This window comes from Streptomyces sp. CNQ085, assembly GCF_022614595.1.
Lineage (GTDB): Bacteria > Actinomycetota > Actinomycetes > Streptomycetales > Streptomycetaceae > Streptomyces.
On the sequence record NZ_JAJFAU010000031.1, the window covers coordinates 12,869 to 39,070 of the forward strand.

General features: G+C 72.3%; 21 protein-coding genes and 5 pseudogenes. 14 read left to right on the top strand and 12 right to left on the bottom strand.

Features of this window, described 5'->3' with window-relative positions; translation table 11 throughout:
• Positions 1-48 precede the first annotated feature (48 nt).
• On the bottom strand, positions 49-786 hold the full coding sequence (locus tag LJ221_RS08425; RefSeq protein ID WP_241715082.1) for a TPMT family class I SAM-dependent methyltransferase: 738 nt from the start codon (positions 784-786) through the stop codon (positions 49-51).
• 157 nt (positions 787-943) lie between these two features.
• The gene (locus LJ221_RS08430) at positions 944-1,402 is read right to left on the bottom strand and encodes an SRPBCC family protein (RefSeq protein ID WP_241715084.1); all 459 of its coding nucleotides are present in this window, start codon (positions 1,400-1,402) and stop codon (positions 944-946) included.
• Positions 1,403-1,553: 151 nt separating this feature from the next.
• On the opposite strand from LJ221_RS08430, the gene LJ221_RS08435 reads away from it, so the two are divergent.
• Together LJ221_RS08435 and LJ221_RS08440 are read left to right on the top strand one after the other, a co-directional pair.
• A complete protein-coding gene (locus tag LJ221_RS08435) occupies positions 1,554-2,609 on the top strand; it encodes an Rv2578c family radical SAM protein (protein ID WP_241715086.1) in 1,056 nt (351 codons plus the stop codon).
• Between the two features lie 310 nt (positions 2,610-2,919).
• The gene (locus LJ221_RS08440) at positions 2,920-3,159 is read left to right on the top strand and encodes a hypothetical protein (protein ID WP_206349720.1); all 240 of its coding nucleotides are present in this window, start codon (positions 2,920-2,922) and stop codon (positions 3,157-3,159) included.
• A 234-nt stretch (positions 3,160-3,393) separates the two neighbouring features.
• Here the strand turns inward: LJ221_RS08440 and LJ221_RS08445 are convergent, their stop codons facing one another.
• Positions 3,394-3,951 (bottom strand): HEAT repeat domain-containing protein, encoded by a 558-nt coding sequence (locus LJ221_RS08445; protein WP_241715114.1) that lies wholly within the window; start codon positions 3,949-3,951, stop codon positions 3,394-3,396.
• Between the two features lie 344 nt (positions 3,952-4,295).
• Between LJ221_RS08445 and LJ221_RS08450 the strand changes: the two genes are divergently transcribed.
• The 9 genes from LJ221_RS08450 to pssA all read left to right on the top strand — a co-directional run bounded on the left by LJ221_RS08450 (position 4,296) and on the right by pssA (position 15,302).
• Positions 4,296-6,080: a 3-hydroxyacyl-CoA dehydrogenase family protein gene (locus LJ221_RS08450; protein ID WP_241715088.1), complete on the top strand. Its 1,785-nt coding sequence runs from the start codon at positions 4,296-4,298 to the stop codon at positions 6,078-6,080.
• Positions 6,081-6,186: 106 nt separating this feature from the next.
• Positions 6,187-6,987 (top strand): TetR family transcriptional regulator, encoded by an 801-nt coding sequence (locus LJ221_RS08455; protein ID WP_241715090.1) that lies wholly within the window; start codon positions 6,187-6,189, stop codon positions 6,985-6,987.
• Between the two features lie 399 nt (positions 6,988-7,386).
• Positions 7,387-8,724: a crotonyl-CoA carboxylase/reductase gene (ccrA, locus tag LJ221_RS08460; RefSeq protein WP_241715091.1), complete on the top strand. Its 1,338-nt coding sequence runs from the start codon at positions 7,387-7,389 to the stop codon at positions 8,722-8,724.
• Positions 8,725-8,735: 11 nt separating this feature from the next.
• Positions 8,736-10,781, top strand: coding sequence for a protein meaA (locus LJ221_RS08465; protein WP_241715093.1), 2,046 nt, complete (start codon positions 8,736-8,738; stop codon positions 10,779-10,781).
• Positions 10,778-11,752 (top strand): CoA ester lyase, encoded by a 975-nt coding sequence (locus tag LJ221_RS08470; RefSeq protein ID WP_241715095.1) that lies wholly within the window; start codon positions 10,778-10,780, stop codon positions 11,750-11,752. The genes LJ221_RS08465 and LJ221_RS08470 overlap by 4 nt, the downstream gene beginning before the upstream one ends.
• Positions 11,753-11,888: 136 nt before the next feature.
• Positions 11,889-12,422, top strand: a complete 534-nt coding sequence (locus tag LJ221_RS08475; RefSeq protein ID WP_241715097.1) for a MaoC family dehydratase — start codon at positions 11,889-11,891, stop codon at positions 12,420-12,422.
• A gap of 1 nt (position 12,423) precedes the next feature.
• Positions 12,424-13,629: an acyl-CoA dehydrogenase family protein gene (locus LJ221_RS08480; protein ID WP_241715099.1), complete on the top strand. Its 1,206-nt coding sequence runs from the start codon at positions 12,424-12,426 to the stop codon at positions 13,627-13,629.
• A gap of 181 nt (positions 13,630-13,810) precedes the next feature.
• Positions 13,811-14,458, top strand: a complete 648-nt coding sequence (locus LJ221_RS08485) for a phosphatidylserine decarboxylase (protein WP_241715102.1) — start codon at positions 13,811-13,813, stop codon at positions 14,456-14,458.
• Positions 14,445-15,302, top strand: a complete 858-nt coding sequence (pssA, locus tag LJ221_RS08490; RefSeq protein WP_241715103.1) for a CDP-diacylglycerol--serine O-phosphatidyltransferase — start codon at positions 14,445-14,447, stop codon at positions 15,300-15,302. Before LJ221_RS08485 ends, pssA begins: the two co-directional genes overlap by 14 nt.
• Positions 15,303-15,579: 277 nt before the next feature.
• On the opposite strand, the pseudogene LJ221_RS23910 reads toward pssA, so the two are convergent.
• Together LJ221_RS23910 and LJ221_RS08500 are read right to left on the bottom strand one after the other, a co-directional pair.
• Positions 15,580-15,795: pseudogene (locus LJ221_RS23910) on the bottom strand (ABC transporter ATP-binding protein); the annotation flags it as partial.
• A gap of 155 nt (positions 15,796-15,950) precedes the next feature.
• A complete protein-coding gene (locus LJ221_RS08500) occupies positions 15,951-16,970 on the bottom strand; it encodes an aldo/keto reductase (protein WP_241715105.1) in 1,020 nt (339 codons plus the stop codon).
• Positions 16,971-17,129: 159 nt separating this feature from the next.
• On the opposite strand from LJ221_RS08500, the pseudogene LJ221_RS08505 reads away from it, so the two are divergent.
• Positions 17,130-17,410 (top strand): annotated as a pseudogene (locus LJ221_RS08505) (TetR/AcrR family transcriptional regulator); the annotation flags it as partial.
• A 3-nt stretch (positions 17,411-17,413) separates the two neighbouring features.
• Here the strand turns inward: LJ221_RS08505 and LJ221_RS08510 are convergent.
• A pseudogene (locus tag LJ221_RS08510) lies at positions 17,414-17,657 on the bottom strand (transposase); the annotation flags it as partial.
• A gap of 138 nt (positions 17,658-17,795) precedes the next feature.
• Complete coding sequence (locus tag LJ221_RS08515) at positions 17,796-18,920, bottom strand: glycerate kinase (RefSeq protein WP_241715115.1); 1,125 nt, start codon at positions 18,918-18,920, stop codon at positions 17,796-17,798.
• 180 nt (positions 18,921-19,100) lie between these two features.
• Between LJ221_RS08515 and LJ221_RS08520 the strand changes: the two genes are divergently transcribed.
• Positions 19,101-20,816 carry a BCCT family transporter gene (locus LJ221_RS08520; protein ID WP_241715107.1) on the top strand — a complete coding sequence of 572 codons (1,716 nt, stop codon included), beginning with the start codon at positions 19,101-19,103 and terminating at the stop codon, positions 20,814-20,816.
• 128 nt (positions 20,817-20,944) lie between these two features.
• On the opposite strand, the gene LJ221_RS08525 is transcribed toward LJ221_RS08520, so the two are convergent.
• From LJ221_RS08525 to LJ221_RS08540, 4 genes are all read right to left on the bottom strand, one after another.
• The gene (locus LJ221_RS08525; protein WP_374228406.1) at positions 20,945-21,172 is read right to left on the bottom strand and encodes a DUF2191 domain-containing protein; all 228 of its coding nucleotides are present in this window, start codon (positions 21,170-21,172) and stop codon (positions 20,945-20,947) included.
• A 100-nt stretch (positions 21,173-21,272) separates the two neighbouring features.
• Positions 21,273-22,688 (bottom strand): NAD(P)/FAD-dependent oxidoreductase, encoded by a 1,416-nt coding sequence (locus LJ221_RS08530; RefSeq protein WP_241715116.1) that lies wholly within the window; start codon positions 22,686-22,688, stop codon positions 21,273-21,275.
• A 45-nt stretch (positions 22,689-22,733) separates the two neighbouring features.
• Positions 22,734-23,543 (bottom strand): inositol monophosphatase family protein, encoded by an 810-nt coding sequence (locus LJ221_RS08535; RefSeq protein ID WP_241715108.1) that lies wholly within the window; start codon positions 23,541-23,543, stop codon positions 22,734-22,736.
• 115 nt (positions 23,544-23,658) lie between these two features.
• Entirely contained in the window at positions 23,659-25,464 is a 1,806-nt protein-coding gene (locus LJ221_RS08540) for a gamma-glutamyltransferase family protein (RefSeq protein ID WP_241715110.1), read from the bottom strand.
• 161 nt (positions 25,465-25,625) lie between these two features.
• On the opposite strand from LJ221_RS08540, the pseudogene LJ221_RS08545 reads away from it, so the two are divergent.
• Positions 25,626-25,957, top strand: a pseudogene (locus LJ221_RS08545) (Sir2 family NAD-dependent protein deacetylase).
• Between the two features lie 55 nt (positions 25,958-26,012).
• Here LJ221_RS08545 and LJ221_RS08550 read toward each other — a convergent pair.
• A pseudogene (locus LJ221_RS08550) lies at positions 26,013-26,202 on the bottom strand (hypothetical protein); the annotation flags it as partial.

The window sequence follows — 26,202 nt, forward strand, 5'->3', positions numbered from 1 at the left end:
AGACCCGGACGGCCGCCCGTGCCGGTGTCGCCGCCCGGCTTCGCGGTCTCAGCCGGCGCGGCCCACCACCAGCCAGTTCGACGGGAGGTCCAGGCGTGAGCCGTCCGGTTCGAAGTCGGTCGTGGACAGCGGGAGCGAGCCGGCGGCGAGCACCCGCAGACCGGCCGCGATAAACGGTCCGGCGTGCTCCGCCCGCCCCGCCGGCGCCCGCCCGGAGTCCTCCGGGGCACCCGATATGTGAGGCAGGTCGGAGAGGCCGGGGGTGTCGAGGGGGCCGGACAGTTCGGCGGGGTGGGCGGCGCCGGCCCCCTGGGCGAGGGCCGCGTCGGACTCGGGGGCGGCCTCCACCACGAAGGCGCGGCCGCGCTCCCCGACGAGCGCGGCGACGGACTCGGCGACGCGCGCGCGGCCGGCGGGACCACCGCGCCGCAGGACGCCGCGCAGGTAGACGTTGGCGTCGCCCAGTTCCTCGTGCAGCCGCCGCATCGCTGCGGGGTCGGCGGTGTCGAGCTGCCGGAAGTCGGGGGCGGAGCGGCCGCCGGCCCCCTCCCCCACCGCCGTGCGGGCACGCTCCAGGGCGGCGGCCGAGCGGTCGATCCCGACGCACGGGTGGAAGCGCCCGGCCAGGAAGACCGTCTGGGCCCCGCTGCCGCAGTCGGCGTCGACCAACGGCAGGTCCGGGGCGAAGTACTTCTCGAAGATCGGCATGTGCACGGCGGCCGTGATCGCGGGGTCGGTGCTCCAGATGCCCTGCGAGGAGCCGCCGTCTTCGAGCGTGGCGTTCACGGGGGTCTCTCCCTCGTCTTCTCCGCGGGCCGCGGGGTGCGGCCACCGGGAGAGCCCGCCTACCCCGTCCGGCGCGGTTCGTGCATCCGGGCGCGTCCCGGTCCGGCCGCGGGTGCCGCGGGGCGGAAGCACGGCGGGCCGGGGCGCGGCAGGACGGTCAGGCGCCCGCGCGGCCCTCGGTCCCGGCGGCGAGGTTGGCGAGCAGCTCGTCGTGGACGCGGGCGAGCCCCCTGGGGGCGAAGGCGCGCTCGAAGAAGCCGCCGACGCCGCCCGCGCCCTGCCAGACGGTGGTGACGGTGATCCTTGAGGTGCCCTCGGCCGATCCCGGGGTGACGGTCCAGGTGGTGACCATCGAGGAGTTGCGGTCGCGTTCGACCAACTGCCCCTCCATCGGCTCGTCCACCTCCATCAGGCAGTCGCGGACCCGCTTGGAGGTCGCCCGGAGCTTCCAGTGGACGAGCGTGCCCTTGCCGTCGCCGCCCTCGCGCACCTCGTACTCGCTGAACTGCCCGGGCAGCAGCCCGCCCCGGGTGCCGCTGTAGTCGGCGAGCGCGTCGAACACGTGCTCCGGGCGGGCCGCGATCTCGCGCTGCGTGGTGGATTCGACCTGCGCCATGACTGCTCCCCTGGTGGTCCCGGTGACCGGCCGTCGCCCTCGCGGCGGCCGCTGACGCCAGCCAACCACCCACGGCGCGCCCGCCCAAATCCGGGTTGCCAACGAAGGGAACATATGTTCTATTCTTGTGCGGGCGGAACGAGGAGGTCGCATGCGCTGGGACAATCCGCACCGGGACGGACCGGGCGCGGGCGGCACCGAGGCCGCCCTCTTCGGTGCCGACGTGGTCACGCGCACGGTCGACACTCCCGACTTCGAAGGCATCACCTTCCACGAGGTACGGGCCCGTTCGATCATCAACCGGGTGCCGGGCGCCTCCCGGATGCCGTTCGAATGGACCGTCAACCCCTACCGCGGCTGCTCGCACGCCTGCGTGTACTGCTTCGCCCGGCGCAGCCACGGCTACCTGGACCTGGACACCGGGACCGGCTTCGACACCCAGATCGTGGTGAAGACCAACGCCGACCTGCTGCTGCGCCGGGAGCTGGCCTCCCCGCGCTGGCCGGGCCACCACATAGCCATGGGCACCAACGTCGACTGCTACCAGCGCGCCGAGGGCCGCTACCGGCTGATGCCCGGCATCCTGACCGCCCTGCGCGACCACGCCAACCCGTTCTCCATCCTCACCAAGGGCACCCTGATCCTGCGCGATCTGGACCTGCTGCGCTCGGCCGGCGCGGTGGCCGAGGTGGGTGTCTCGGTGTCGGTCGCCTTCCTGGACGAGGAGCTGTGGCGCACCGTCGAGCCCGGCTCCCCGGCCCCCGAACGGCGCTTGGAGGTGGTGCGCGCCCTCACCGACCACGGCATCGGCTGCGGTGTGCTGATGGCGCCGGTCATCCCGTACCTCTCCGACAGCCCTGGTCGGCTCCGCGCGACGGTGCGGGCGATCGCGGCGGCGGGCGCGACCTCCGTCACGCCGCTGGCCCTGCACCTGCGGCCGGGGGCGCGCGAGTGGTTCACCGCCTGGCTGGCCCGGCACCACCCGGACCTGGTGGGCCACTACGAGCGGCTGTACGCCGACGGCGCCTACGCCCCGAGGTGGTACCAGCGCCGGATCACCCGGCAGGTGCACGAACTGGCCGAGGAGTACGGCATCGGGCCGTACGGGCCGGGGGCGCACCGGGGCCCCGGCCTCCTCGGCGCCCGGCCGGCCTGCGCCCCCGGGGCCGAGTCCGAACCAGGGCCGGTCCAGCTCACCCTGCTGTGAGGTCCGCCCGGGGCGCGCACGGCGCGCACCCCTTCACCCGCCCTTCCCCCGACGCCCCGTCACATCCCGCCCCGTCTCCCCGTTCGGGCGCCTCCACCAGGGTTCCAGGAGGCGCTGCGATTCTCCCCCTGCGTTAGGGTAGAACCGCTCGCCGACATCGTCGGCCTGCTTCCACGCCACCTCCGGGGCCACCGCTGCGTCGTCGTCCGGAGCCTCGGGGGTGGCCGCTCCCAAACCACACCGCAGGCACCGGAAGACCCGGGGTCCGCCGCCACCGCACGGCGGGCCCGCCGGGGGAAAGGCATCAGGGATGGCCGTCTTCAAGCTGCAACTCACGGATGGCCGGGAGAGACTGGTCGAGGCAGGGCGCGCCGGGCGCACCGCCGACGGCCAGATCGTCATCGAGGACACCGACTCCCTGGGCGTGTGGGACTGCCTGGAGGAGTACCCGGCCGACCGTGTACGGGCCGTCTGGCGGCGCGGCCCCGCCGAGAGCGGCATCTACACCTGGATCCCGCAGCCCTCCGAGGGGAGCTGGTGGAGCTACTGACGGCCGCCGCCCGGCGTCCGTGGCGCGGGGCGCGGGGCTCATCCCGCCGCCTCCGCCCCGCCTCCTTCCTTCGAAGCGGAACCCCAGGAACATCCTGTGGCGCGCTTCACAAGGCGCCGCACGCGAGCGGCCTGCGTTTCGCAGCCCGATGGCCGCGCCATCCCTTACGCCGGGGAAGGGTTACCCTCTCCGGACGGACGGCTGAACACGCCGGGGCGGACCCGCCCCGCGGGGTCAGAGCCTGCGCAGCGCCTCGTCGGCCGCCGCGCGCAGTTCCTCGCGCTCCCGCGCGGCCAGCAGCACCAGCCGGGCACGCGCATCTCCCAGCGCCCCGAGCCCGTCCACGCAGGCGCGGGCCACCGGCCAGTGGTGGACGGGGTCGGCCAGCAGCCGGTCCAGGACCCGGATCAGGGTCGGCGCGGACTGCGGCGCGCGCAGGGCCGCCAGCAGCCGTACGGGGTGCAACGCGTAGGAGGTGCGCAGCTCGTTGGTCGCCAGCGCCGCGGCGGCGCGGGCGGTACGCGGATCCCCCAGGCGCAGCAGGGCCCGGGCCGCGGCGGCACAGCGGGCCGGCTCGCGGTGGTTGAGCAGGAACACCAGCGTCTCGAAGGCCCGGGGGTCCCCGGCCCGCCCCAGAGTGCAGGCGGCCAGCTCGCGGGCCCATAAGGGGCGCGCCGGAGCGGTGAGTTCGGCGGCCAGCGCGTCACGGGCGGCGGCCGTGTCCCGCCGCGCCAGAACGAGCAGCCGCCCGTACTCCTCCGGATCCGCCTCGGCCCGCAGACGGTCCACCATTTCGCGGTCCACCGTGCCCGCCCTGCCCACCGGCACGTCACCTCCTCGTGGTATCCGCCACATCCACTGGAAGCGGTCTACCCTCTGGCATTCGGGTTACCCGCAGGTTAGCCTGCTCATCGGAGCGGTATCCCCGCTCAGTCGGACGGCCTGGTGACGCAGCCGTCCGGTGTGCAGTCGGTTCAGCACGCATACACGCAGGTCGAGCACGGCCCCGGGACAGGGCCGCTCTCGCTCGTTCCACACCCGCGTGACGCCGTGGGCCCGGCGCTCCCGTGCGCCCTGCCCGCCGTCCCCTTCCCCCGTAGTCGTCACCATCTCTTCCTCTTCCCTGGAGTCCCGTGATGGACCGTCCCACCCTCACCACCGTCGCCGTGGTCGGCCTCGGCACCATGGGCACCGGCATCGCCGAGGTGCTGGCCCGCGCCGGCCGCGAGGTCATCGGCATCGACACCGACGAGAACGCCGCCCGCCGGGCCGTCATCACGCTGGCGGCCTCCACCGCCCGCGCCGTGGAGCGCGGGCGGATCACCGAACAGGAGCGGCGCGACGCCCTGGCCCGCTTCCGTACCTTCTGCGACCTCCAGGCCGCGGCCGAGGCCGACCTGGTCATCGAGGTGGTGCCGGAGGACTACGGCCTCAAGCAGCGCGTCATCACCGAACTGGACGGCATCGTCAAGCCGGCCGCCGTCATCGCCACCGGCACCAACGCCCTGTCGGTCACCCGGCTCGCGGCCGACTCCGCGCGCCCCGAGCGCGTGCTGGGGATGCACTTCTTCAACCCCGCGCCCGCGATGAGGCTGGTGGAGATCGTCTCCTGCGTGCTCACCTCCCCCGAGACGGTCGCCGCGGTCACCGCTCTCGCCGCCGATCTGGGCAAGGAGCCGATCCCGGTCGGCGACCGGCCCGGCTTCGTCGCCGACGGGCTGCTGTTCGGCTACCTCAACCAGGCCGCGGCCATGTACGAGTCGAGGTACGCCACCCGCGAGGACATCGACGCCGCGATGCGCCTGGGCTGCGGTCTGCCGATGGGCCCGCTCGCCCTGCTGGACCTGATCGGCGTCGACACCGCCCGCACCGTGCTGGAGGCGATGTACGCCGAGTCCCGCGACCGGCTGCACGCCCCCGCCCCGATCCTGGGCCAGCTCAGCGCAGCGGGCCTGACGGGGCGCAAGGCCGGACGCGGCTTCTACACCTACGACGCGCCGGATTCGGCGACGGTGGTGCCGGACGCGCTCACCCCGCCCGAGGGCGGGCCGCGGGGCGCCCCGCGCCGGGTGAACTCCGTCGGCGTGGCGGGCTCGGGGACGATGGCCAGTGGCATCGCCGAGGTGTTCGCCAAGGCCGGCTATGACGTGGTGCTGGTCGCGCGCGGCGAGGGGAAGGCCGGGAAGGCCAGGGACCGGATCGCCTCGTCGCTGGAGCGGTCGGTGAGGAAGGGCCGGATGAGCGCCGGGGCCCGCGACGAGACGCTCGCCAGGATCACCCCGGCCGGCTCGCTGTCCGCGATGGCGGACGTGGACCTGGCGGTCGAGGCGGTGGCCGAGGACCTGGAGGTCAAGAGGGGCCTGTTCGCGACATTGGACGAGGTGTGCAGGCCGGGCGCGGTCCTGGCCACCACCACCTCCTCGCTGCCGGTGGTCGCCTGCGCCCGCGCGACCTCCCGCCCGCAGGACGTGATCGGCATGCACTTCTTCAACCCCGCCCCCGCGATGAGGCTGGTGGAGGTGGTGAGCACCGTCCTGACCGGCGACGACGTCCACGCCACCGTGCGCGAGGTGTGCGCCAGGGTCCGCAAGCACCCGGTGGACTGCGGCGACCGGGCGGGCTTCATCGTCAACGCGCTGCTGTTCCCGTACCTGAACAACGCGGTCAAGATGGTGCAGGAGCACTACGCCGACATGGACGCCGTCGACGCGGCCATGAAGCTCGGCGGCGGCTACCCGATGGGCCCGTTCGAGCTGCTGGACGTGGTCGGTCTGGACGTCTCCCTGGCCATCGAGAAGGTGCTGCACGAGGAGTTCCGCGAGCCGGGCCTGGCTCCGGCGCCGCTGCTGGAGCACCTGGTCGCGGCGGGCTGCCTGGGCCGCAAGAGCGGGCGCGGCTTCCGCGAGCACGCGAGGCGGTGAGCCCGGCGGACCCGGCGCTCCCGCCCATGGCGGACTCCGGGTGGGGCGGGCTGCTGGATCCCGGCGGCCGCCCGCCGCCGGCGGCGCGCCGTGTAACGTTCCACACATGCCGCAGTCCGTTCGGTCCGTCCGCCCCAACGTGCCCAGCCAGCGTCTGAAGATGCGCCGTGAGCTGGCCGCAGCCGCGATGGAACTCTTCGCCACCAAGGGGTACGAGGAGACCACGGTCGACGAGATCGCGGCCGCGGCCGGGGTGGCCCGGCGCACCTTCTTCCGGCACTTCCGCTCCAAGGAAGAGGCGATCTTCCCGGACCACGACGACACCCTGGAGCGCGCCGAGGCGGTGCTGGACGCGGCGCCCGCGCACGAGAACCCGCTGGACACCGTGTGCCGGGGCATCAAGGAGGTCATGCGGATGTACGCGGCCTCCCCCGCGGTGTCGGTGGAGCGCTACCGCCTCACCCGGGAGGTGCCCACGCTGCGGGAGCGGGAGATCGCGTCCGTGGCCCGCTACGAGCGGCTGTTCACCCGGTACCTGCTGGGCCACTTCGACGAGTCCGCCGTGGTCCACCGGGACGGCGACGAGGACGGCCCGGACGAGCCGCTGCTGGCCGAGGTGGCGGCGTCGGCGGTGGTCACCGCGCACAACCACGTGCTGCGGCGCTGGCTGCGCGCGGGGGGCCAGGGCGATGTGGAGGCCCAGCTGGACCGGGCCTTCGCCACCGTGCGGCGGACCTTCGGCACCGGCTTCGTCGCCGGCCGGACGGTGGCCGACCCGCCGGACGGCTCCGCCGGAACGATCGGGGCGGCAGGCCGGAGGGGCGAGGTGCTGGTGGCGGTGGCACGCACGGACGCCCCGCTGGACCAGGTGATGCGCACGATCGAGGAGGCCCTGCGGCGGGACTGAGTACCGCGCGGCACATGGACACGAGCGAGAACCGGCACATGCGAACATAAACTGCCAAAAACAGACACAATCAGATACAGAAACACGGCCGCCTCCCCCGGGGGGCGGCCACTCTCACTTGCGCTCCGCTCATATGCGCACCCCCGGTGACAAGCGAGGGAAGTTTTTGGCACGCAGTGTCTTGTGTGCTGGCACGCAGTGCCATAGCGTGAGTGTTGTCCGGGCACTGTCCCCGCGGTCACTGCCGTGCGCCCGGGCGCCTGCGTCACAGGCACCTTCAGCGCTACCGCGCCGAGCCGCAGCACCACCGCCGAACCGACGGCACCAGCAGCTCACACAGAGACCGAAAAAGACCCCAGCGACCCCTCAAGCGTCCCCGAACGCTCGCCGGAGGCCACAGTGAAGGAAATCCTGGACGCGATCCTCGCGTCGGACAGCAAGCCCGCCGACTTCGCCAACCTGGCGCTGCCCGAGTCCTACCGCGCGGTCACCGTGCACAAGGACGAGGCCGACATGTTCGCCGGGATGCCCACCCGGGAGAAGGACCCGCGCAAGTCCCTGCACCTGGACGAGGTACCCCTGCCGGAGCTGGGCCCCGGCGAAGCCCTGGTGGCGGTCATGGCCTCCTCGGTGAACTACAACTCGGTGTGGACCTCGATCTTCGAGCCGGTCTCCACCTTCGGCTTCCTGGAGCGCTACGGCCGCACCTCACAGCTGGCCAGGCGCCACGACCTGCCCTACCACGTCATCGGCTCCGACCTGGCGGGCGTGGTGCTGCGCACCGGCCCCGGCGTCAACGCCTGGCGGCCCGGCGACGAGGTCGTCGCCCACTGCCTGTCGGTGGAGCTGGAGAACGCCGACGGCCACAACGACACCATGCTCGACCCCGAACAGCGCATCTGGGGCTTCGAGACCAACTTCGGCGGCCTGGCCGAGATCGCGCTGGTGAAGTCCAACCAGCTCATGCCCAAGCCCGGCCATCTGTCCTGGGAGGAGGCCGCCGCCCCCGGCCTGGTCAACTCCACCGCCTACCGGCAGCTGGTCTCCCGCAACGGCGCCGGCATGAAGCAGGGCGACAACGTGCTGATCTGGGGCGCGAGCGGCGGCCTGGGCTCCTACGCCACCCAGATGGCCCTGGCCGGCGGCGCCAACCCCGTCTGCGTGGTCTCCTCCCCGCGGAAGGCCGAGATCTGCCGCGCCATGGGCGCCGATTCGATCATCGACCGCACCGCCGAGGGCTACCGGTTCTGGAAGGACGAGCACACCCAGGACCCGCGCGAATGGAAGCGCTTCGGCAAGCGCATCCGCGAGCTGACCGGCGGCGAGGACGTGGACATCGTCTTCGAGCACCCGGGCCGCGAGACCTTCGGAGCCTCCGTCTACGTCACCCGCAAGGGCGGCACCATCACCACCTGCGCCTCGACCTCCGGCTACATGCACAGCTACGACAACCGCTACCTGTGGATGTCGCTCAAGCGCATCATCGGCTCCCACTTCGCCAACTACCGCGAGGCGTGGGAGGCCAACCGCCTCATCGCCAAGGGGAAGATCCACCCCACCCTGTCCAGGACGTACTCCCTGGAGGAGACCGGTCAGGCCGCCCACGACGTGCACCGCAACGTCCACCAGGGCAAGGTCGGCGTGCTGTGCCTGGCCCCCGAGGAGGGCATGGGCGTGCGCGACGCCGAGATGCGGGCCGAGCACGCCGACGCCATCAACCGCTTCCGGAACGTGTAGAGGTCATCTCCATGGCTGAGCGCCAGAAAGACCGTCCGTGGCTGATGCGGACGTACGCCGGGCACTCCACGGCCGAGGCGTCCAACGAGCTGTACCGGCGCAACCTGGCCAAGGGGCAGACCGGCCTGTCGGTCGCCTTCGACCTGCCCACCCAGACCGGTTACGACCCCGACCACGTCCTCGCCCGCGGCGAGGTCGGCCGGGTCGGGGTCCCCGTCTGCCACCTCGGCGACATGCGCCGGCTGTTCCAGGACATCCCCCTGGAGCGGATGAACACCTCCATGACCATCAACGCCACCGCCATGTGGCTGCTGGCGCTGTACCAGGTGGTCGCCGAGGAGCAGGGTGCGGACATCTCCGGGCTGTCGGGGACGACGCAGAACGACATCGTCAAGGAGTACCTCTCGCGCGGGACGCACGTCTTCCCGCCGGGCCCCTCCCTGCGCCTGACCACCGACACGATCGCCTACACCGTGGCGCACATGCCCAGGTGGAACCCGATCAACATCTGCAGCTACCACCTGCAGGAGGCCGGGGCCACCCCCGTGCAGGAGATCGCCTACGCCATGTCCACCGCCATCGCGGTGCTGGACGCGGTGCGCGACTGCGGGCAGGTACCCGCCGAGCGGATGGGCGACGTCGTCGGGCGCATCTCCTTCTTCGTCAACGCGGGCGTCCGCTTCGTCGAGGAGATGTGCAAGATGCGGGCCTTCACCCGCATCTGGGACAGGATCACCCGCGAGCGGTACGGGATCGAGGACCCCAGGCACCGCCGTTTCCGCTACGGGGTCCAGGTCAACTCCCTGGGGCTGACCGAGGCGCAGCCGGAGAACAACGTCCAGCGCATCGTGCTGGAGATGCTGGCGGTCACCCTCTCCAGGGACGCCCGCGCCCGCGCCGTGCAGCTGCCGGCCTGGAACGAGGCGCTCGGCCTGCCCAGGCCCTGGGACCAGCAGTGGTCGCTGCGCATCCAGCAGGTCCTGGCCCACGAGAGCGACCTGCTGGAGTACGACGACCTGTTCGCCGGCTCGCACGTGGTCGAGGCCAGGACCGCCGAGCTGGCCGAGGGCGCCCTCGCCGAGATCGAGCGCATCCAGGAGATGGGCGGCGCGATGGCCGCGGTGGAGTCCGGCTATCTGAAGTCGCGGCTGGTGGCCTCGCACGCCGATCGCCGGGCCCGCATCGAGTCCGGCGAGGAGAGGATCGTCGGGGTCAACTGCTTCGAGTCCACCGAGCCCAACCCGCTCACCGCCGACCTGGACACAGCCATCATGACCGTGGACCCGGCGGTGGAGCGCAGTGTCGTCACCGCCCTCCGGCAATGGCGCGACGGGCGGGACGAGGCCCGCGCCCACCGGGCGCTCGCCGAGCTGAAGCGGGCCGCGGCCGGCCGGGACAACCTGATGCCCGCCACCCTGGAGTGCGCCCGCGCCGGGGTGACCACCGGTGAGTGGTCCTGGGCCCTGCGCGACGTCTTCGGCGAGTACCGGGCCCCCACCGGCGTGAACTCCGCGCCGGTGGCGACCCCGGCCGAAGAGGGCTCGCGACTGGCCGAAGTGCGCCGGAAGGCGGCTGCCACGGCCGCCGAGCTGGGCTGCGGCAGGCTGCGCCTGCTGGTGGGCAAGCCCGGTCTGGACGGGCACAGCAACGGGGCCGAGCAGATCGCCGTACGGGCCCGCGACGCGGGCTTCGAGGTGGTCTACCAGGGCATCCGGCTCACCCCCGAACAGATCGTCTCGGCGGCCGTCGCCGAGGACGTGCACTGCGTGGGGCTGTCGATCCTCTCCGGCTCGCACACCGAACTGGTGCCCGACGTGCTGGACCGGCTGCGTCTGGCGGGTGTGGACGATCCCCTCGGGCCCGGCGGCCCGGGCGGTGACCCCATCCCCGTCGTCGTCGGCGGCATCATCCCGAACGCGGACGCCGAGGCGCTGCGTTCCGCCGGGGTGGCGGCGGTCTTCACCCCGAAGGACTTCGGCATCACGGAGATCATCGGCCGTATCGTCGACGAGATCCGCACCGCGAACAAGCTCGATCCCCTGGAGGTCCCCGCATGACCACGCCCGCATCCCCGGTGAACCGGCTGCGTCCCCGCCGCTCATGCCTCGCGGTCCCGGGAAGCAACCCCCGCTTCCTGGAGAAGGCCCAGGGCCTGGCCGCCGACCAGGTCTTCCTGGACCTGGAGGACGCCTGCGCCCCACTGGCCAAGCCCGAGGCCCGGCACACCATCGTGAAGTACCTCAACGAGGGCGACTGGACGGGCAAGACCCGGGTGGTGCGGGTCAACGACTGGACCACCCACTGGACGTACCGCGACGTGATCACGGTCGTCGAGGGCGCGGGCCCCAACCTGGACTGCGTCATGCTGCCGAAGGTTCAGGACGCCGCCCAGGTCCGGGCACTGGACATGCTGCTGACGCAGATCGAGACCACGATGGGCTTCGAGGTCGGCCGCATCGGCGTCGAGGCGCAGATCGAGAACGCCAAGGGCCTGGTGAACGTCGACGAGATCGCCGCCGCCTCGCCCCGGCTGGAGACCATCATCTTCGGCCCGGCCGACTTCATGGCCTCCATCAACATGAAGTCCCTGGTCGTGGGCGAGCAGCCGCCCGGCTACCCGGCCGACGCCTACCACTACATCCTGATGCGGATCCTGATGGCCGCCCGCACCCACAACCTGCAGGCCATCGACGGCCCCTACCTGCAGATCAAGAACGTGGACGGCTTCCGGGCGGTCGCCGAGCGCGCCGCGGCCCTCGGTTTCGACGGCAAGTGGGTGCTGCACCCCGGTCAGGTCGAGGCGGCCAACGAGGCCTTCTCCCCCTCCCAGGAGGACTACGACCACGCGGAGCTGATCCTGGACGCCTACGAGTACTTCACCTCCGAGGCGGGCGGCAGGAAGGGTTCGGCGATGCTCGGCGACGAGATGATCGACGAGGCCAGCCGCAAGATGGCGCTGGTCATCGCGGGCAAGGGCCGGGCCGCCGGCATGGATCGGACCTCGAAGTTCGAGCCGCCGGCCGCCTGAGCCCCACCACCGCGGGCCGCTCCCGGTCCCCTGCCGCCCTCCCCCTCCGCCTACGGGACTGGGAGAAGGGCGGGGAGGCGAGGGGGCGGCCCGGTCCGGTATCCCGTTCTTCCACCACACCACGGAGACTCACACCATGCAGTTCGGCCGCACCTACGAGGAGTTCGAGGTCGGGGACGTCTACCGGCACTGGCCCGGCAAGACGGTCACGGAGTACGACGACCACCTGTTCTGCCTGCTGACCATGAACCACCACCCGCTCCACATGGACGCCAACTACGCCGAGAGGACGACGGACTTCGGCAGGAACGTGGTGGTCGGCAACTACATCTACTCGCTGCTGCTGGGCATGTCCGTGCCGGACGTCTCCGGCAAGGCGATCGCCAACCTGGAGATCGAGTCGCTGCGGCATGTGGCGCCGACCTTCCACGGCGACACGGTCTACGGCGAGACCACCGTCCTGGACAAGACGCCGTCACGCTCGAAGTCCGACCGCGGCATCGTCCACGTCGAGACCAGGGGTTACAAGCAGGACGGCACCCTGGTGTGCGTCTTCCGCCGCAAGGTGATGGTGCCCACCGCCGAGTACGTCGAGGCGCGCGGAGGTGCGCAGCCCGGCCGCCCCGAGCCGCGCACGGACGGGCGGGACTCCGGAAAGGGAGGCGAGTGACATGGGACGCCTGGCGCGGACCGAGGGCCTGACGGACATCCAGCGGGAGATCGTCTCCACCGTCCGCGGCTTCGTCGACAAGGAGATCATCCCGGTCGCCACCGAGCTGGAGCACCGGGACGAGTATCCGGCCCAGATCGTGGAGGGCCTCAAGGAGCTGGGGATCTTCGGCCTGATGATCCCGGAGGAGTACGGCGGTCTCGGGGAGTCCCTGCTCACCTACGCCCTGTGCGTGGAGGAGATCGCCCGCGGCTGGATGAGTGTGTCCGGCATCATCAACACTCACTTCATTGTCGCGTACATGCTCAAACAGCACGGCACGGACGAGCAGAAGGAGTACTTCCTGCCGAGGATGGCGGCCGGCGAGGTCCGCGGCGCCTTCTCGATGTCCGAGCCGGGCCTGGGCTCGGACGTGTCGGCCATCACGACCAAGGGCGTGCGTGACGGCGACGGGTACGTCCTGACCGGCCAGAAGATGTGGCTGACCAACGGCGGCACCTCCTCGCTGGTGGCGGTGCTGTGCCGCACCGACGAGGGCCACCCCGAAGGCACCGCGCCCCACAGGTCGATGACCACCTTCCTGGTCGAGAAGGAGCCGGGTTTCGGCGAGGTCAGGCCGGGCCTGACGATCCCCGGCAAGATCGACAAGATGGGCTACAAGGGCGTCGACACCACCGAGCTGATCCTGGACGGCCTGCGCGTCCCGGCGAACCGGGTCCTGGGGGGCGCGAGCGGCCGCGGCTTCTACCAGATGATGGACGGCGTCGAGGTCGGCCGGGTCAACGTGGCCGCGCGCGGCTGCGGGGTCGCCCAGCGCGCCTTCGAGCTGGGTGTCTCCTACGCCCAGCAGCGGCACACCTTCGGCAAGCCGATCGCCCAGCACCAGGCAATTCAGTTCAAGTTGGCCGAAATGGCCACCAAGGTGGAGGCGGCGCACGCCCTGATGGTGGGCGCCGCACGGAAGAAGGACTCCGGGCAGCGCAACGACCTGGAGGCGGGGATGGCCAAATACCTCGCCTCGGAGTACTGCAAGGAGGTCGTGGAGGACGCGTTCCGCATCCACGGCGGTTACGGTTTCTCCAAGGAGTACGAGATCGAACGGCTGTACCGTGAGGCCCCGATGCTCCTGATCGGCGAAGGAACCGCCGAGATCCAGAAGATGATCGTGGGACGCCGACTCTTGGAGGAGTACAAGATCCAGGGGTAGAATGTCTTGTTCGGGGTGTTATCCCTTCAGAGGGGCGACACCCCGAGCCGAGGCCTTCCGGGGAGCCCGCGGTCCCGACAAGGTGCTCTGGCTTGCCCAGTTGCCACCGGTAACCGATAGCATCCCGGGAAAGCCGCCGTCCCCGTGTTTACGCGGCCCCCCTCCGCTACGAAGGTCATTCATGCCCCACAGCCCATCCTCTGCACAACGCGGCCGTATCCGTCTCGCGCGCGGAGCATCGCCGTGGCTTCTCCCGACCGTCGCCACCGCCGCCCTCGGTCTGGCCCGCGCCAGGCGCTCGAGAGGCGCAGCGGTGGCGGCAGTGCCCGCCACCGCCCTGGCGGCGGGCATGCTGTGGTTCTTCCGCGACCCCGAGCGAGAGATCGCCCAGGGTCGCGTCATCTCCCCGGCCGACGGCGTGGTCCAGAGCATCATGCCGTGGAAGGACGGACGCACTCGCGTCGCGATCTTCATGAGCCCGCTGAACGTCCACGTCAACCGCGCCCCGCTGGCGGGCACGGTGACGTCCGTCGAGCATGTGCCCGGCGGGTTCGTTCCGGCGTTCAACAAGGAGAGCGAGAACAACGAGCGCGTCGTCTGGCATTTCGACACCGAGCTGGGCGACATCGAGATGGTCCAGATCGCCGGCGCCGTGGCCCGGCGGATCGTGCCCTACATCGAGCAGGGTGCCAAGGTCGAGCAGGGTGAGCGGATCGGCCTGATCCGCTTCGGCTCCCGCGTCGACCTCTACCTCCCGGAGGGCGTCGAGGTCGCCGTCGAGGTTGGCCAGCCCACGACCGCGGGGGTGACTCGCCTTGACTGTGATTGACCCCAAGGCCCAGTGGGTCCCCGAGGCCGATCCGGACGACGACGGCGACGAGATGGGCGACATGCCGCTGTCCATGCGGCTGTCCATAGCCGACGCGCTCACCCTGGGCAACGCCACCTGCGGCTTCCTGGCGGTGTACTTCACCACCACCGGCGTCCTGATCCCGCACCTGACGGGCAACGGCGACGGCGGCATGGCCCGGCACAGCGCCGCGACCGCCGTGATGCTGATGCTGCTGGCCTCGGTCTTCGACCTCTTCGACGGGCTCGTGGCGCGCAAGCTGCGCAGTTCGGCGATGGGCGCGGAGCTGGACAACCTCTCCGATCTGATCAGCTTCGGCCTGGCGCCCGCTTACTTCGTGCTGGTCTGGGGGATGGTGGCCAACGACGCGCACCAGGGCGTCTCGGCGCTCGCCGGCATCGTGGTGCTGCTGGCGGTGGTGCTGCGACTCGCCAGGTTCTCCTGTGTCACCCTGCCCAACGGGGTGTTCCAGGGCATGCCCAGTCCCTTCGGGGCGCTGACGGTCGTCTCGATCGTGCTGCTGGAACTGCCGTTCGTCCCGACGCTGCTGGCCATCGTCGGGGTGGCCTGGCTGATGGTGAGCCGGGTGGAGTACCCCAAGCCGCGCGGGCTGCTGGCCGTGGCGATGCTCGGCTGGATCGTGCTGAGCATGGGCCTGCTGACGGCCTGGGCCTTCGACGCCCCGGGCGGTGAGCTGCTGCTGCAGACCGGCTGCGCGCTGCAGCTGGTGCTGGGCGCGGTGATCCCGCTGTTCGCCACCGCGCGCCGGGTCAACACCTTCCGCGGCAACCGCCGTGAGGCACGGGCGGCGGCTCAGTCCTAGTGCCGCGTCGGCCGAAAGCCTGAGCAGGACGACTGCACGCGGCTTCCGGCCGGAGGCCGGGGGAACCTCGCCACCGGGCAAACCCTGACCGACGCGGCACTGGTCACGGCGGGGACGGCCGCCTCGCACTCGGGCGCCGGACGGGTTCCGTGGAACCCGTCCGGCGCCCGAGTGTTTCCCGCCTTCTCCTCCTGGTCTGCGTCTTCCCGGCCCGCGCCGGGATACACCAGCGGATTCCAGGGCCGCCCAGAACCCGGGGGCGCGCTGGACCTCGTCGGGTGCCGTCGGCGATCCTGCGGCCGAAGTCGAGTACGGTCACCGCTTCGGCGAGCCGCATCACCGTGCCCATGTCGCGCTCCACCAGGACGGTCGAGATGCCGAGCCCCTCGCGCACGCCCGCGATCAGGGACGCGGTGCGGCGGCGCTCGTCGGCGGTCATGCCGGCCACGGGCTTGCCCAGCAGCAGCCTGGGACGGGCCATCAGGGCACGGCCGGTGGGCGAATCGCTGCCGGGGACCAGAGGGGGCCCGGGCCCGGCTGTGCACGGGCACAGCCTGTGGAGGATCTGTCAAACGAGCGGCCCTGTCTGACTTCCGGTGGTGACAGAGCCGAACGTTCCACAGTCCCGATGTGCTGTCACTGGGACGATCAGCGGTGCCGCAGGGACGGGTCGAGCAGCGCGGGCGGGGTGTCGTTCTTCTCGTGCGCGGCGAGGTCTGTGCCGGGGGCGACGATGGCGTCGATCACGTCGAGTACGTCGGCGGAGAGCGTGATGTCCGCGGCGGCAAGCTGCGAGTGCAGGTGGTCCAGCGTGCGGGGGCCGACGAGCGCACTGGTCACGCCGGGGTGCGCTGTCACGAAGCCGAGCGCGAGCTGGATCATCGTCAGGCCCGCCTCGTCGGCGACCTTGGCCAGTTGCTCGACGGCGTCGAGCCTGGCCCGGTTGGAGGGGACGGCGGTGTCGAAGCGCTGCGGCATGAACGTTGAGCGGCTGGTGGTGATCTCGCTGCCCTCGCGGATCGCGCCCGACAACCAGCCCGAGGCCAGCGGACTCCATGCCAGCACACCGAGCCCGTACCGCTCGGTCACGGGCAGTACATGGGCCTCAATGCCGCGCTGCAGGATCGAGTAACTGGGCTGTTCGGCGACGTAACGGCTCAGGTGGTGCTCGCGGGCGGCCCACTGGGCTTGCACGATGCGGTAGGCCGGAAAGGCAGAGGAGCCGAAGTAGCGGATCTTTCCCGCGCGCTGCAGGTCGGTCAACGCCGACAGAGTCTCTTCGTCGCTGGTGTTCGGGTCCCACCGGTGGATTTGGTGGAGGTCGACGTGGTCGACGCCGAGCCGACGCAGGCTGTCCTCCAGTGCGGTGACCAGCCAGCGGCGCGAGCTGCCCCGGCGGTTGCGCTCGTCGCCCATCGGCAGGGTCGCCTTCGTGGCCAGCACGATGTCGTCGCGGCGGCCCGCGATGGCCTTGCCGACCATTTCTTCCGACTCGCCGCCGCTGTACACGTCGGCGGTGTCGATCAGGTTGATCCCCGCCTCCAGGGCGGCGTTGACGATGGCGGTGACCTCCTCTTGGGTGGTGCGCCCGATCTTTCCGAAGTTCATCGCTCCGAGCACGAGGGTGCTGACCTGCACACCGGTGCGCCCCAAGGTGCGGTACTGCATGACTGTGTCTCCTCATTGTGGGTGAAGCGTGATGCATCGCACTGCATGGCTGGGTTGCCGGACCCTTGCTCTGGCGTCACGAGCAAAACGGAACAATGCTCCGGAACAATACGGAACATTGTTCCGCTTTTGCAGGCGGTGAGTGGAGGGAGCGGCGCGGTGAACGACGGCGACGATGCCGCAGGGCAGGCGGCCCCGGCCAGGTTGAAGCACGTCCGGCGCAACCAGAAGGCCCTACTCGATGCGGCCGCCCCGGCCTTCGTCACGTCGGGCGTGGAAGCTCCGGTACGCGAGATCGCGGCCAGGACCGGCGTCGGGGCGGCACGATCTACCGCCACTTCCCGACGCGAGCGGACCTCGTCATCGCCGTCTGCCGGCACCGGGTCGACGCCTGCGCCGAGGCTGGTCCGGCCCTGCCGGCGACTAGGTCCAGACCGTTTCCCTCAACTCCGTAACCAGGCGATGACCGCCGCCAGCACGGCCGCAGAGCGGTAGACGATCGCGAGTTTGCCGTAACGGGTGGTCAGGCTCCGCCACCGCTTGAGCAGGCTGAACGATCGTTCCACGACGTTTCTGCGCTTGTAGGTCCCGGTGTCCGGAGTCCGGGGCCACCCACCGCTGCGGCCCCGGACTCTTGCGGTTGGCCTGCTGATCGGCACGCTCGGGAATCACCGTCCGGATCTCCCGGATCTTGAAGTCCAACGCGGCATCCCCTGAACTGGGGTGTTGCAACGACCACTGGAACCGAAGCTGTGCGGACCGGGCCTTCGGCGTGTTGTGAGGACGGCGTCGCGCACCCGCGGACGGGACTTTCGCGACACACCCTCAAGGGCACAGGCGATCGGCCGCCAGCCGCTCGGCCACCCGCTCCAGCAACGGTCCGGCCTGCGCCATGCAGACGGCCGGATCCGGTTCGAGGTCGGTCAGCGCGTACGCGGCCTCGATCCCGGCGGCCCGCAGCTCCTCCTCGCCGATGGCCAGGCGCCCGCACACCGCGACCACGGGCAGGCCCGCGGCGCGGGCGGCGGCGGCCACCCCGGCGGGGGCCTTGCCGCGCAGCGTCTGGGCGTCCAGCGAGCCCTCGCCGGTGATCACCAGATCGGCGCGCTCCAGGGCCTCGGCGAAACCCAGCACCTCCAGCAGCACCTCGACGCCGGGCCGGAAGGAGGCGTCGAGCGCGGCCAGGGCCGCGTAGCCGACACCGCCGGCAGCGCCCGCACCGGGCCGCTGGGCCAGGTGGGCGGCGCGCGGGCCGAGGACGGTCTCCAGCACACGGGCGTAGCGGGCGAGCGCGGTGTCCAGAAGCTCCACGTCCTCCCCCCGCGCCCCCTTCTGGGGACCGTAGACGACCGCGGCCCCGTGAGGCCCGGTGAGCGGGTTGTCCACGTCGCTCGCCAGGATGAGCTCGACGTCCTTCAGCCTCGGGTCCAGGCCCGACAGGTCGGCCGTGGCCAGATGGCGCAGCGGCCCGCCGCCGGGCTGGAGGGGGCTGCCGCCGGCGTCGAGGAGGCGGGCGCCGAGCGCGGTGAGCATGCCCGCGCCGCCGTCGGTGGTGGCCGAGCCACCCGCCCCGAGGACGATCGTGCGCGCCCCCGCCTCCAGCGCCGCGAGCAGCAGCTCGCCGGTGCCGTAGGTGGTGGCCGACAACGGGGCGAGGACACCCTCGGGCATCTTCTGGAGGCCGGAGGCCTGGGCCATCTCCACCACGGCGGTGTCGCCGCGCAGCGCGTAGGAGGCGGTGACCGCCTTGCCCAGCGGCCCGGTGACCGCCGCCTGGCGCAGGGCGAATCCGGCGGCGACCGCCGCGTCGACGGTGCCGTCCCCGCCGTCCGCGACGGGCAGCGCCTCGGCCTGGGTGCCGGGGCGGGCCCGGCGGATCCCGGCCGCGGTGTGCCCGGCCACCTGGGCGGCGGTGAGCGATCCCTTGAACTTGTCCGCGGCGATCAGCACGCGGCCTGTTTCGGGGTGTGTCGTTTCCACGCGGTCTCTCTTGTGTCTCGAACAGGCTGTCGCGCCGTCTGGACCCTACCGGCGGCGGGCAAGTGGGACCACGATGCGCCATCGGACGGCCCGTGACCGCTCGGCGCGCCCGTCCGGCAAACCGAAAGAACCATTTCATAGTTGGGTGATATGAGCACCGATGTGAGCAATCCGCCCCGAGAACCCGCCCCGGAGACGGCCCGGAAGGAACCACCCCCGGACACCAAGGTGATCGCCATCGGGGTGGTGGCCGTGCTGGCCGTGGTGGCCTGGGCGGCCATCGGCACGGACGGTTTCTCCTCCGTCTCCACCACCGCGCTGAACTGGGTACTGGGAAACTTCGGCTGGCTGTTCACCCTCGCCGCCGATCTCTTCCTGGTGCTGTGCGCGGTGATCGCGGTCAGCCGCTTCGGCCGGATCAGGCTCGGCAGGGACTCCGACGAGCCGGAGTTCTCCAACCTGGCGTGGATCGCGATGATGTTCAGCGCCGGCATGGGCATCGGCCTGATGTTCTACGGCGTGGGAGAGCCGCTGACGTACTACGTCGACCCGCCGCCCTTCGGCGACGTCCAGAGCGGCAGTGGCGCCGCCGAGCGTGTGGCGCTGGAGTACTCCTTCTTCCACTGGACGCTGCACCCCTGGGCGATCTACGGCGTGGCCGGCCTCGCACTGGCCTACGTCACTTTCCGCAAGGGCCGCGGCAACCGCATCAGTTCGGTCTTCGTCCCGCTGCTGGGCGAGCGCCGCGCGAACGGCTGGCCCGGACGGATCATCGACCTGCTGGCCGTCTTCGCCACGGTCTTCGGCACCGCCACCAGCCTGGGTCTGGGCGCCCTGCAGGTGGCCAAGGGCCTGAACCTGACGGTCGGCTGGGACGACGGCAGGGAACTCCAACTGCTCGTCATCCTGGTGCTGTCGGCCGCGTTCGTCGTCTCGGCGTTCTCCGGACTGCACCGGGGCATCAAGTGGCTCAGCAGCATGAACGTGGTACTCGCGGCCCTGCTGATGCTCTTCGTCTTCCTGCTGGGCCCGACCGTGTTCATCCTCGACGCGATCCCGGCGGGGGTCGGCGCCTACCTCCAGGACCTCGTGGTGCTCTCCTCCCGGACCGGCGCGTTCGGCAGCAAGGAGTGGCTGGGCGCCTGGACGATCTTCTACTGGGCCTGGTGGCTGTCGTGGGCGCCGTTCGTGGGCACCTTCATCGCCCGCATCTCCCGCGGCCGCACCATCCGTGAGTTCCTGACCGGCGTCCTGCTGGTGCCCAGCGGCGCCACGGTCGTCTGGTTCTGCGTGATGGGCGGCAGCGCCATGCGGCTGGACGCCACCGGCGAGGCGGACATGGCCGGACGGCTGGAGGACGGCGTGGAGGCCTCGCTGTTCGGCCTGCTGGAGGCCCTGCCGCTGGGCACGGTCACCTCGGTGATCGCGATGATCCTGGTGATGACCTACTTCGTCACCAGCGCCGACTCCGCCTCCCTGGTGATGGGTTCGCTGACCTCCGGCGGCGCGCTGCACCCGCGCGAGTGGCTGGTCGTCGTCTGGGGTGTGCTGATGGCGGCGGTGGCCGCCGTCCTGCTGCTCGCGGGCGGTCTGGAGGGGCTGAAGACGGGGACGATCCTGGTGGCGCTGCCCTTCGTCGTGGTGATGCTGGCGCTGTGCTGGTCGCTGGTGAAGGAGCTGCGCGAGGACCCGGGCGCCGGGCCGCCCCGCCACCATCCGCTGCACGGGGCGCGCGAGGCCATCCGGGCGATGGTCGGCGAGGCCGTCAGCGAGGAGCAGAGCGCCCGTCGCCATCCGCGGCTGCGGCGGGCGGCGGGGGGCGGCAAGGCCTCCGCACGGGACGGGGAGGACTCGCAGGAATCCTGACGCCTCCGTGTGCCTCTTCCGGCGGGGTCCCGCCCCGCCGGAAGAGGCCTGGCGTACGCGCCCCCGGCCGGTACGGCCGGGGGCGCGGCTTCTTCACGGGCGTGACCTGGCCGGTCACGGCACCGGGCTCAGTCCTCCTGGGTCCTGGGCGTCGTGTCGATCTCCCGCAGCCGGGCCTCCGCCTCCTCGCCCGTGCGCGTCTCCGTGCCGTGGCCGCGTGCGACGTAGTCGCGCACGACCGTATCGATCGCGTCGCGGGGGTTGCCGATCCCGCTCAGCACCGTGAACTCGACGACCAGTTCGGTGCCGAGCCAGTTCGGCGTCGAGCGAGATCTCCGTCCTCGCCATGGCGGCACTCTGGTGCCGCGTCCGGCCGGGCGGGGAGTCCATCGCGGGAACCCGCCGGAGCCGGGAGCCCGGGAGCGCCTTGCGTGGTTCGAGCCTCCGGGACGCGCCCTAGGCGCGCGACCGCAGGCGGCGCCAGACCGCCTTGGCCGCGTTGTGGCCGGACATGCCGTGGACGCCCGGGCCCGGCCAGGTGGCCGAGGAGCACAGGTAGACGGCCGGATGGGCGGTGGCGTACGGGACACGGGCGAGCCCGGGCCTCAGCAGCGTCTGGAGTCCGGTGAAGGCGCCGCAGGCGATGTCGCCGCCGACGTAGTTGGCGTTGCGGGTCGCCAGCTCCGGCGGGCCCGCGGTGGCGCGGGCCAGCACCCGGTCGCGGAAGCCGGGCGCGAAGCGCTCGATCTGCCGCTCGATCGCCTCGGTGGCGTCCCCGCTCCAGCCGCTCGGCACATGGCCGTACGCCCAGAAGACGTGCTTGCCCTCCGGTGCCCGGCCCGGGTCGACCACGGTGGGCTGGGCCGTGATCAGGAACGGCGGGTCGGGCTGGACGCCCTCGGTGGAGGCGGCGCGCAGCGCGGCGGCGATCTCGCCGCCGGAGGAGCCGATGTGGACGGTCCCGGCGCGGCGGGCGGCCTCGGAGGTCCACGGGACCGGGCCGTCCAGGGCATAGTCGATCTTGAAGACTCCGGCGCCGTAGCGGAAGTGCCGGTAGGCGTCGCCCAGCCCGGCGATCCGGGCCAGCGCGGTGGGCGAGGTGTCGAAGACGTAGGCGCGGGCGGGCGGCAGCTCGTCCAGCCGCCGCACCTCGAACCCGGTGTGGATCTGCCCGCCCAGATCGCGCAGGTAGGCGGCGAGCGCGTCGGACAGGAACTGAGAGCCTCCGCGCGGCATCGGCCAGCCGACCTCGTGCGCGGCCAGCGCGAAGACCAGGGCGATGCCGCCGGTGGCGGGCGAGGTGGTCGGGCCGATGGCGTGGGCGGCCAGCCCGAACATCAGTGCGTGGGCCCTGTCGTCGCGGAAGCGGCGCACCAGCCAGTCCACCGGCTGCAGGCCCAGCAGTCCGAAGCGGGCCAGGGTCACCGGGTCGCGGGGCAGCCCGTCCCACGGCACCTTGAGGAAGTCCCCGGCCAGGGTCGCCCAGCGGCCCAGGAACGGCGCCACCAGCCGGCGGTACGTCCCCGCGTCGCGCGGCCCGAGGGAGGCGGCCGTCTCGGCCGGCGAGCGTGCCAGCACCCCGGCCGTGCCGTCGGGGAGGGGGTGCGCCAGGGGCAGTTCGGGGTGGAGCCATTCGAGTCCGTACCGCTCGGTGAGCGGCATCGCGGAGAAGGCGGGCGAGCCGACCGCCAGCGGGTGCACGGCCGAGCAGGGATCGTGCCGGAAACCGGGCAGCGTCAGCTCCTCGGTGCGCGCCCCTCCCCCGACCGACTCCATCGTCTCGAACAGTTCGACGGAGAAGCCACGCCGGGCCAGCTCCACCGCGGCGGTGAGCCCGTTCGGACCGGCTCCCACCACGACCACGTCCCGCATCGACGCCATGTCGGATTCTCCCCTCGGCACTGAGGTCTGACCGGCTCAGGCCAGCAGGGAGAGGATACGACGCACCGTCATGGCGTCCCGGGCGGCGGTGAAGGGCAGCGCGTTGCCGCCCGCCAGGCGGAACGGTTCCCCGCTGAGCGTGGCGTGACCGCCGCCCGCCTCGGCCACCAGCAGCAGCCCGGCGGCGTGGTCCCAGGCGTTCTCCCAGGTGAAGGCCACCGCGTCGAGCGCGCCGCGTGCCACGTTCAGGTACTCAAGACCCGCCGAGCCGCACGGCCGGGGCCCGACCCCGTCGGTGTACAGGCCCTCCAGGGAGCGCTTCTGCGCGTCGGTGGTGAAGTCCGGATGCGAGTGGGCGACCTCCAAAGACCCGCCCGGCGCGGGGCTGCCGGAGCGGATCTCCTCGCCGGCAAGGCGTGCGCCCTCGCCGCGCACGGCGACGGCCAGCTCCTCGAGGGCGGGCGCGTACGTCCAGGAGGCCAGCAGCGTATCGCCGTGGGCGAGGGCCACCAGAGTGCAGAAGCCGGGATCGCCGTGGACGAACTGGCGTGTACCGTCCACCGGGTCCACGATCCACACCGGCGCCTCGCCGCCCAGCGCCCCGTAGACCGCCGGGTTGTCGTGCACCGCCTCCTCTCCGACGACCACCGAGCCGGGCAGCAGTGCGGTCAGGGCCCCGGTCAGGTGCTCCTCGGCACGCCGGTCGGCGATGGTCACCAGGTCGTGCGGGCCGCTCTTCTCGGCCACCTCGTGCTCGGCAAGCTGCCGCCAGCGCGGCATGATCTCGGCCGCGGCGGCCTTGCGCACGGCCTCCTCGACACCCGTCAGCAGTTCGTCGTCGATCATCCGTCCATGGAAGCACGCCGCCGGGGGTTCCAGCCGGACGGCGGGTGGCCGCGGGGTGAACGGACGGCTCCCCCCCCCACAGCCACAGCCTGCCCCGCCCGTCCGGTCCGCGGTGTCAGCGGCCCACCGCGTAGCCCTGCATGCCGCGCGGGTTGGCCGCCGCCGACAGAACACCCGTCTCCGGGTCGCGGGCGACCGCACACAGCCGCCCCTCCGTCCAGGGGCCGCCGACGGTCACCAGATGCCCGCGCCGCCGCAGCTCGCGTACGGCCGCCTCCCCGGCGCGGGACTCGACCGTGACGGCGCCCGGGCGCATGGCGCGGGGCCAGAACGAGCCGGGGAAGCCCTCGTGGTGCCAGTTCGGGGCGTCGATGGCGCCCTGGAGGTCGTATCCGCCGCGCACCGGCTCGCGCAGGGCGACGGCCAGCAGGAAGTGGGTCTGCCACTGGTCCTGCTGATCCCCGCCGGGTGTGCCGAAGGCCAGGACCGGTTCCCCGTCGCGCAGTGCGAGCGAGGGGGTGAGGGTGGTACGCGGACGGCGGCCGGGGGTGAGGGTGTTCGGCAGTCCGGGCTCCAGCCAGGCCATCTGGAGCCGGGTGCCGAGAGGGAAGCCGAGAGCGGGGACGGTGGGGTTGGACTGGAGCCAGCCGCCGCTGGGCGTGGCGCTGACCATGTTGCCCCAGCGGTCCACGACGTCCAGATGGCAGGTGTCGCCGGGGGTCGCGCCGTCGCGGGCCACGGTGGGCTCGCCGGCGCCGACCGCGCCGCCCTCCGCCCGTGCGGCGGTCACGGCCGCGTGTGTGCCGAGCCGGGGTGCGCGTCCGCCGGGGCTTCCGGGGCGCAGCTCGTGGGAGGCGCTCTCGCCGATGAGAGCACGGCGCCGGGCGGTGTAGGCGCCCGAGAGCAGATCCTCCAGCGGTACGGTGCCGGGCCCCCGCGCGTCGCCGTACCAGGCCTCGCGGTCGGCGAAGGCCAGCTTGCTCGCCTCGATCACGGTGTGGAGGTACTCCCCCGTGCCGTACTCCGGTCCGTTTCCGGGCAGGTCCGCCAGGAGGGCGAGCTGCTGGAGCATCACCGGGCCCTGCGACCAGGGCCCGGCCTTGCAGACCGTCCAGCCGTTCCAGTCGTGGGTGACGGGCTCCTCGTAGGCGGCTGACCAGGAGGCCATGTCGTCGCCGGTGAGGGTGCCCGCGTGGCGCTCGCCGGAGGTGTCCATGGCGGGACGGGCGGCGAAGTCGGCGAGCGCCTCGGCCACGAAACCCTCGCGCCACACCCGCCGGGCGGCCTCGATGCGCCTCTCGCGCCCCCTCCCGGCCGTCTGCGCCTCGGCCAGCAGCCGCCGCCAGGTGGCGGCGAGGGCGGGGTTGCGCAGCAGGGCGCCGGGCGCCGGGGAGCGTCCGCCGGGCAGATACAGCTCGGCGGAGGTCGTCCACTCCGTCTCGAACAGCTCGCGCACCCGCTCCACCGTCGCGCCGACCCCCGGTACGGCCGGGTGGCCGTGCTCGGCGTAGCCGACGGCGTACTTCAGCACGTCGGCGAGATCGCGGGTGCCGTGGTCGCGCAGCAGCGTCATCCAGGCGTCGAACGCGCCGGGGACGGCGGCGGCCAGCGGGCCGGTGCCGGGCACCAGCTCCAGGCCGAGCGAGGTGTAGTGCTCCACCGTCGCGCCGCGCGGCGCGGGCCCCTGCCCGCACAGCACCCGCACCGGGCGGCCGGCGGGCGCCAGAATGATCGGCACCTCCCCGGCGGGGCCGTTGAGGTGCGGCTCGACGACCTGAAGGACGAAGCCCGCCGCGACGGCCGCGTCGAAGGCGTTGCCGCCGTCCTCCAGGACGGCCATGGCGGAGGCGGAGGCCAGCCAGTGGGTGCTGGAGACCATCCCGAAGGTGCCCCGCAGGGTCGGGCGGGTGGTGAAGGTCATCGGCTCGGCTCCCGGGACGGTCGGCAAGGGGCGGCACGGCCGGCGGGTACGGCGTGTCCTGGCGCAGTGTGTCACCGCGGCCCGGCGGAAACACGGTCGAGGTCCGGGCATCCGGCCGCGTAGGCTCGGACCCATGAGCACGCGGGGCGGGCCCAAGGCCGCTGGTGGCCCTCCTCAGCGGCGCGGGAGTCTCCACCGACTCCGGGATCCCCGACTACCGCGGCCCGGACGGAGTGTGGCGCAAGGACCCCGAGGCCGAGAAGCTCGTCACCTATGACCACTACATGAACGATCCGGAGATCCGCCGCCGCTCCTGGCGGATGCGGCTGGAGAGCCCGGCGCCTCGCCGGCCGGGATCGCCGCCGAGCACGCTGCGCGGCTGGTGATCGTCAACGGCGAGCCCACGCCGTACGACCCGCTGGCCGACCGGGTGGTGCGCGAGCCGATCGGACGGTCGCTGCCGGCGCTGCTGGAGGAGGTGGCGGCGGGCTGAGGCGAGCGGCGCGACCGCGCCGGGTCTCCCGGACACGGGCGCGCGGGCGGGCCGGTCACCGGCCGGCGGCGGGGCCTCCACTGGCAAGCACCCCTTCGATGTCCCGGCGGCGGCGGTCGGAGACCCTCGCCGCGGCCGCCAGCAGCAGGGGCGTCAGGGCGGCCGGGTCGGCCGCCACGGTCTCGGCCGCCTCCGCCGGGCGCCGGGCCCGGACCACCGCCGCCAGCAGTTCGACGGCTCCGGGG